This is a genomic window from Streptomyces sp. WMMC940 (assembly GCF_027460265.1).
Lineage (GTDB): Bacteria > Actinomycetota > Actinomycetes > Streptomycetales > Streptomycetaceae > Streptomyces.
Window position 1 is genome coordinate 1,877,884 of sequence record NZ_JAPZBC010000001.1, and the last position, 7,117, is coordinate 1,885,000.

The 7,117-nt window shown below is 65.4% G+C and carries 2 protein-coding genes, 1 tRNA gene and 2 rRNA genes (1 of these 5 cut by a window edge); 1 reads left to right on the forward strand and 4 read right to left on the reverse strand.

What is annotated here, in order from left to right:
• The first annotated feature begins 211 nt into the window (after positions 1–211).
• The gene (locus tag O7595_RS08185; RefSeq protein WP_269728068.1) at positions 212–2,866 is read left to right on the forward strand and encodes a SpoIIE family protein phosphatase; all 2,655 of its coding nucleotides are present in this window, start codon (positions 212–214) and stop codon (positions 2,864–2,866) included.
• Between the two features lie 69 nt (positions 2,867–2,935).
• Here O7595_RS08185 and O7595_RS08190 read toward each other — a convergent pair whose 3' ends face one another.
• The 4 genes from O7595_RS08190 to O7595_RS08205 all read right to left on the reverse strand — a co-directional run.
• Positions 2,936–4,114 (reverse strand): IS30 family transposase, encoded by a 1,179-nt coding sequence (locus O7595_RS08190; RefSeq protein WP_269732418.1) that lies wholly within the window; start codon positions 4,112–4,114, stop codon positions 2,936–2,938.
• A 152-nt stretch (positions 4,115–4,266) separates the two neighbouring features.
• A tRNA-Thr gene (locus O7595_RS08195) sits at positions 4,267–4,339 on the reverse strand.
• 235 nt (positions 4,340–4,574) lie between these two features.
• Positions 4,575–4,691: ribosomal RNA gene (gene rrf / locus O7595_RS08200) — 5S ribosomal RNA — on the reverse strand.
• 89 nt (positions 4,692–4,780) lie between these two features.
• Positions 4,781–7,117 (reverse strand): 23S ribosomal RNA (locus tag O7595_RS08205) (it continues 786 nt past the right edge of the window).

Genomic DNA, 7,117 nt, shown 5'->3' on the forward strand with positions numbered 1-7,117 from the left:
TTTCACCGCAGCCGAACCAGGCCATAACAGTTCGGCAGCTTCGCATAGCGTCCCCACCCCTGGAAGGCGGAAACGGCGGTGACCGGCATCCGCTCGGACAGCGAAGGTAAGTAACCTGGCATCCGGCTGTCCAACCGCCCCGGTCGCCCGGCGGGGGGCGGCATGGCGCAAGGACTACCAGACCGGGCACCGGGAGGGGCGGACATCGACCATGGCCGAGCCGGGCGTCGAGACGCGTACGAGAAGTTCCGAGATCACCGCACGGGCGGCTGCCAGCTTCGAACCGGTCGGCCGGTCGGTGGCCACGGCACGCGCCTTCGTCCGCGACACCCTCCAGGGCTGGGGGCACTCCGACGTCGTCGACGACGCCGTCGTCCTCACCAGTGAGCTCGTCACCAACGCGGTGATCCACGCCGGCACCGCCGCAGAGGTGCTCTGCCTGCGCACCGTGGAGGGCGTACGGGTCGAGGTCGCCGACCGGTATCCGGAACGCGAGATCCCGATGCAGGGCGGCACCAGAGCCGTCGCCCACCCCGATCGGGAGAACGGGCGCGGACTGCTGCTCTGCGCCGCGCTTGCCTCGCGCTGGGGCGTCGAGTACACACCGACCCACAAGCACGTCTGGTTCCAACTCGACCTGCCGCAGCGCGCGGTGGGCACCCGGTCGGCCGGTCCGGTCCTTCCGCCCGATCTCCTTCCCGTCGCCGACGAGCGCGTCCGCGTCGCCGTGATCCAGATCGACCGCAACGGCGCCATCGGCTCCTGGAACGACGACGCCGAGCACCTTTTCGGATATGCGACGGACCAGGTGCTCGGCAAGCCCCTCGGCGACTTCGCCGCCTGGCCGCACACCCCGGGGACCGGCACCGGCCTGGCCGAGGCGCTCCAACTGTCCCGCTGGGAGGGCAGCTACGGAATCCGCGGCACGGACGGCCGCGTCGTCCCCGTCTACGCCTCCCACCTCCGCGTGCGCGACACCCTGGGCGAGGCGTCCACCGTCTGCCTCCTGGTGCGCGACTACGAGCGGGCCGTGCTGCAGACGCCGACGCGCGCGCCCGCCGGGGACGGCGCCGGCCACGACAACCGCAACGCCGATCCCTTCGAGGTCTTCATCGGATCCCCGGCGCCCGACGACCTCGACGGCCTCCTCCAGCGCACGGTCGAACGCGCCCGCGACATGCTCGACGGCGACGCCGCGTTCCTGCTGCTGGCCACCGACGACGAGACGGAGCTCGAGGTACGGGCCACCACCGGACTCCCCTCGGCCCGCCAGCGCTTCGCCCGGGTCCCGGTCGAGGCCGGGACGGGACGCTACGGATCGGCCCGTATGCCCGCCGTCCACGAGGACCTCACCGCGGTCCCCGGGGCCGTCCCTCTCCTCAGTGGCACCGGGATGCGCTCCGTGGTCACCGTCCCGCTCAAGGTCGAAGGCCGGCTCACCGGCTCCCTGGGCGTGGCCGCCGAGGGCTCGGGCCGCTACTCCAACGAGGAGGCGCTGCGCCTGCAGTTCGCAGCCGACCGCATCGCGCTCGCCGTCGAGTCCGCACGCCTTGGCGAGCTGGAGCGGCTGCGCCGGGGATCCCTCAGCTTCCTCGTCGAGGCCTCGGACCTGCTGGCCGGCACTCTCGACCGCGACCAGACACTGGCGCTGATGGCACAGATGACGGTGCCGACGCTCGCCACCTGGTGTGCCGTGTACACGATCTCCGACCAGTCCTCCGAGCCGTACCTCTCGTACGTCCTCCACGAGGACGAGGAGCGCATCGACGGCCTGAAGGCCCTGCTCGCCAAGATCGACCCGCCGGACCCGGTTCCCACGCCCGGCGCACGGGTGTGGACCGCCCCGGCCGAGGCCGCGCACCAGGCCGCACTGCGCACCTCCATGCGTGAACTCGGCCTCGGCGCGGCCCATGTGTCGTCGGGCATCGGCACGACCCTGGCCACGGCCTCCGCGGTCGGCGGCGAGACCGTGGTCCTCCCTCTGGTCGCCCGAAATCGCGTCATCGGCATGCTGACGCTCGGCAAGCCGTCCGACGACCACTTCCGCCAGGAGATCCTGGAACTCGCCGAGGACCTTTCCCGCCGGGCCGCCCTCGCCCTGGACAATGCCAGGCTCTACTCGGAGCGCACGGCCATCAGCCAGTCCCTGCAGCGCAGTCTGCTGCCGCCGGGCCTGCCCCAGGTGCCGGGCGTTGAGGTGGAGGTCATCTACCGCGCGGCCGGCGAGGGCAACGAGGTCGGCGGAGACTTCTACGACCTCTTCCCTATCCGCGACGGGGCGTACGGCTTCGCCATCGGCGACGTCTGCGGAACGGGCCCGGAGGCCGCCGCGGTCACCGGTCTGGCCCGGCACGCCCTGCGGCTGCTGGCCCGGGAGGGCTTCGGAGGTCCGGCGGTGCTGGAACGCCTCAACGCGGCGATCCTCGACGAGGGCGCCCGCAGCCGCTTCCTCACGCTGCTGTACGGCGAGCTCTGGCCCCAGGAGGACGGCTCGGCGCTCCTGAAGGTCGTCTGCGCCGGACATCCGCTGCCGCTGCGGCTGCGCCAGGACGGCTCCGTGGAGCCAGCGGCCGATCCGCAGCCGCTGCTGGGCGTGATGGACGACCTGGAACTGTACGAGCAGACCGTCACTCTCGACCCGGGCGACGTCCTCCTCTGCGTCACGGACGGTGTCACGGAACGCCGTGAGGGAACGCGCATGCTCGGCGACGACGGCCTCAGCGACGTTCTGACGACGTGCACGGGCTTGACGGCCGGCGCGGTCGCGGCACGGGTTCTCCGCGCTGTCGAGCGCTTCGCTGCCGAACCCGCCTCGGACGACATGGCGATCCTCGCGATGCGCGTGCCGGAGCCCCACGCGAGCTGACGGAAAACGCACATACGACGATGGCCCCCGCCGTGAGGCGAATTCGAGGGGTCGTTGCAACACTGCTGGTCAGCTGGCTAGGTCCAGTAGCTTAGCGAGGCGCTCGGCTGGGGTTTCCCAGTCGAGCGTTTTGCGTGGGCGGCTGTTGAGTTCGGCGGCGACGGCCTGGAGGTGCTCGGGGGTGTGGGTGCTCAGGTCGGTGCCCTTAGGGAAATACTGCCGCAGCAGGCCGTTCGTGTTCTCGTTCGAGCCCCGCTGCCAGGGACTGGCCGGGTCGCAGAAGTAGACCGGGATGTCGGTGGCGACGGTGAACGACCGGTGGGCGGCCATCTCCGAACCCTGGTCCCAGGTCAGGGATCGCCACAGATGCGGCGGGAGGGTCTGGACGGTGGCGGCGAGCGCGTTGCGGGTGGCGAGGGCGCTGTGGCCCGTCGGCAGGTGCACGAGCATCACGTAGCGGGTGGACCGTTCGACCAGGGTGCCGATGGCGGAGCGTCCGTCCTTGCCGATGATGAGGTCGCCTTCCCAGTGGCCGGGGACGGCACGGTCTTCGGCTTCGGCGGGCCGGTCGCTGATCAGGACCATGTCCTTGATGGCGCGGGAGGTGCGCTTGTGGGCCTGGCGGTGCGGGCGCCGGCGGGCACGTCCTGTGCGAAGTGCGCGGGTCAGTTCCCGGCGGAGTTCTCCGCGGCCGTGGACGTAGAGGGCCTGGTAGATCGTCTCGTGGGTCACGTGCATCTCCGGCCGGTCGGGGAAGCGTGCCCGCAGAGCCTGGCAGATCTGCTCGGGGCTCCACCGCATCGTGAGGTGGTCCTGGATGAAGTCCCGCAGTTCGGGGTTCTGGCCGATCTTGCCGGTCTTGGGGCGGGGTCGGCGGGCATCGGCCCGGGCCTGGGCGGTGTGCGGCCGGTAGTACCAGCCTCCCTTGGGCATGGTCCGCCGGTTGCGGCGTATCTCGCGGCTGATGGTGGACGGGCTGCGGCCCAGCTCGGCGGCGATCTGCCGCATCGACGCCTTCTCCCGCAGCCGGTCGGCGATGTGGATGCGGTCGTGCTCCTGGAGATACCGCGAAGGGCCGCAAGGCGGCGCCTCCAGATCTCCCGCAGTCACGGACGCGTGCCCGTGCTCGGGATGGATCGGAGGAACTACCTTGCGGCCCCTCGTGTGACCGTTGCGCCACTTCTTGCCCGTGCGCCGGTCGATGCCGACGATCCGGGCCGCTTCCCGGGTGCTGTAGCCCTGCTCCATGAGCTGGAAGTATGCGGCCCGCTCACGGAGCAACGGCTTGGGCCCCTGCGGCTTCCTGTTCTTGCGGATCTCGAAGTCCATGACACCCCTTGAACTGGGGTGTTGCAACGACCACTAGAACTGAAGTGAGGCGGGGGCCATCGTCCGTTCGGAGCCCCCAAACGGAATCGAACCGTTGACCTTCTCCTTACCATGGAGACGCTCTGCCGACTGAGCTATAGGGGCCTGTTGCTCATTGCGGTATCCCGCTCGGCAACGGCATGAAGCATACCCCGAACTGACGTGTGCTCCTAATCGGCCGCAGGCAACCATTCTGAGCATGTGTCAGCAGTGGCAGAGCGTTCTCGTCGCCGGTCGGCGGCTCTCACCGGTTGTGCAGAGAGACGGTGCGGGATCAGCCCCGGAACGCGAAAAAGCCTCAACCCCCGGGTTTCACCCGGGGGTTGAGGCTTCAAAAATTGTTCGGCGGTGTCCTACTCTCCCACAGGGTCCCCCCTGCAGTACCATCGGCGCTGAAAGGCTTAGCTTCCGGGTTCGGAATGTAACCGGGCGTTTCCCTGACGCTATGACCACCGAAACTCTATGAAGATGTCGAACCCGACCGACCATCCACATGGTCCCGGCATGTTCGTTACTTCAGAACTGACACAGTGGACGCGAGCAACTGAGAACAAGCCCTCGGCCTATTAGTACCGGTCAACTCCACCAGTCACCTGGCTTCCATATCCGGCCTATCAACCCAGTCGTCTACTGGGAGCCTTACCCCATCAAGTGGGTGGGAGTCCTCATCTCGAAGCAGGCTTCCCGCTTAGATGCTTTCAGCGGTTATCCCTCCCGAACGTAGCCAACCAGCCATGCCCTTGGCAGGACAACTGGCACACCAGAGGTTCGTCCGTCCCGGTCCTCTCGTACTAGGGACAGCCCTTCTCAAGACTCCTACGCGCACAGCGGATAGGGACCGAACTGTCTCACGACGTTCTAAACCCAGCTCGCGTACCGCTTTAATGGGCGAACAGCCCAACCCTTGGGACCGACTCCAGCCCCAGGATGCGACGAGCCGACATCGAGGTGCCAAACCATCCCGTCGATATGGACTCTTGGGGAAGATCAGCCTGTTATCCCCGGGGTACCTTTTATCCGTTGAGCGACGGCGCTTCCACAAGCCACCGCCGGATCACTAGTCCCGACTTTCGTCCCTGCTCGACCCGTCGGTCTCACAGTCAAGCTCCCTTGTGCACTTACACTCAACACCTGATTGCCAACCAGGCTGAGGGAACCTTTGGGCGCCTCCGTTACCCTTTGGGAGGCAACCGCCCCAGTTAAACTACCCATCAGACACTGTCCCTGATCCGGATCACGGACCCAGGTTAGACATCCAGCACGACCAGAGTGGTATTTCAACGACGACTCCACCTGAACTGGCGTCCAAGCTTCACAGTCTCCCACCTATCCTACACAAGCCGAACCGAACACCAATATCAAACTGTAGTAAAGGTCCCGGGGTCTTTCCGTCCTGCTGCGCGAAACGAGCATCTTTACTCGTAGTGCAATTTCACCGGGCCTATGGTTGAGACAGTCGAGAAGTCGTTACGCCATTCGTGCAGGTCGGAACTTACCCGACAAGGAATTTCGCTACCTTAGGATGGTTATAGTTACCACCGCCGTTTACTGGCGCTTAAGTTCTCAGCTTCGCCCCACCGAAATGGAGCTAACCGGTCCCCTTAACGTTCCAGCACCGGGCAGGCGTCAGTCCGTATACATCGCCTTACGGCTTCGCACGGACCTGTGTTTTTAGTAAACAGTCGCTTCTCGCTGGTCTCTGCGGCCACACCCAGCTCACACTGCAAGAGTGATCACCAGACGTGGCCCCCCTTCTCCCGAAGTTACGGGGGCATTTTGCCGAGTTCCTTAACCATAGTTCACCCGAACGCCTCGGTATTCTCTACCTGACCACCTGAGTCGGTTTAGGGTACGGGCCGCCATGAAACTCGCTAGAGGCTTTTCTCGACAGCATAGGATCATCCACTTCACCACAATCGGCTCGGCATCAGGTCTCAGACACATGTCACGCGGATTTGCCTACGCGACGTCCTACACCCTTACCCCGGGACAACCACCGCCCGGGCTGGACTACCTTCCTGCGTCACCCCATCACTTACCTACTACCACCTTGGGTCAGCGGCTCCACCACTCCGACCTCGTCCGAAGACTCAGCCGACGGCTTCACGGCCTTAGCATTAATGGGCTCGATACTGGGCGTTTCAAAGCGGGTACCGGAATATCAACCGGTTGTCCATCGACTACGCCTGTCGGCCTCGCCTTAGGTCCCGACTTACCCTGGGCAGATCAGCTTGACCCAGGAACCCTTAGTCAATCGGCGCACACGTTTCCCACGTGTGTATCGCTACTCATGCCTGCATTCTCACTCGTGAACCGTCCACAACTCGCTTCCACGGCTGCTTCACCCGGCACACGACGCTCCCCTACCCATCACGATCCCCGTTGGGGGTACATATCGCAATGACACGACTTCGGCGGTACGCTTGAGCCCCGCTACATTGTCGGCGCGGAATCACTTGACCAGTGAGCTATTACGCACTCTTTCAAGGGTGGCTGCTTCTAAGCCAACCTCCTGGTTGTCTCTGCGACTCCACATCCTTTCCCACTTAGCGTACGCTTAGGGGCCTTAGTCGATGCTCTGGGCTGTTTCCCTCTCGACCATGGAGCTTATCCCCCACAGTCTCACTGCCGCGCTCTCACTTACCGGCATTCGGAGTTTGGCTAAGGTCAGTAACCCGGTAGGGCCCATCGCCTATCCAGTGCTCTACCTCCGGCAAGAAACACACGACGCTGCACCTAAATGCATTTCGGGGAGAACCAGCTATCACGGAGTTTGATTGGCCTTTCACCCCTAACCACAGGTCATCCCCCAGGTTTTCAACCCTGGTGGGTTCGGTCCTCCACGAAGTCTTACCTCCGCTTCAACCTGCCCATGGCTAGATC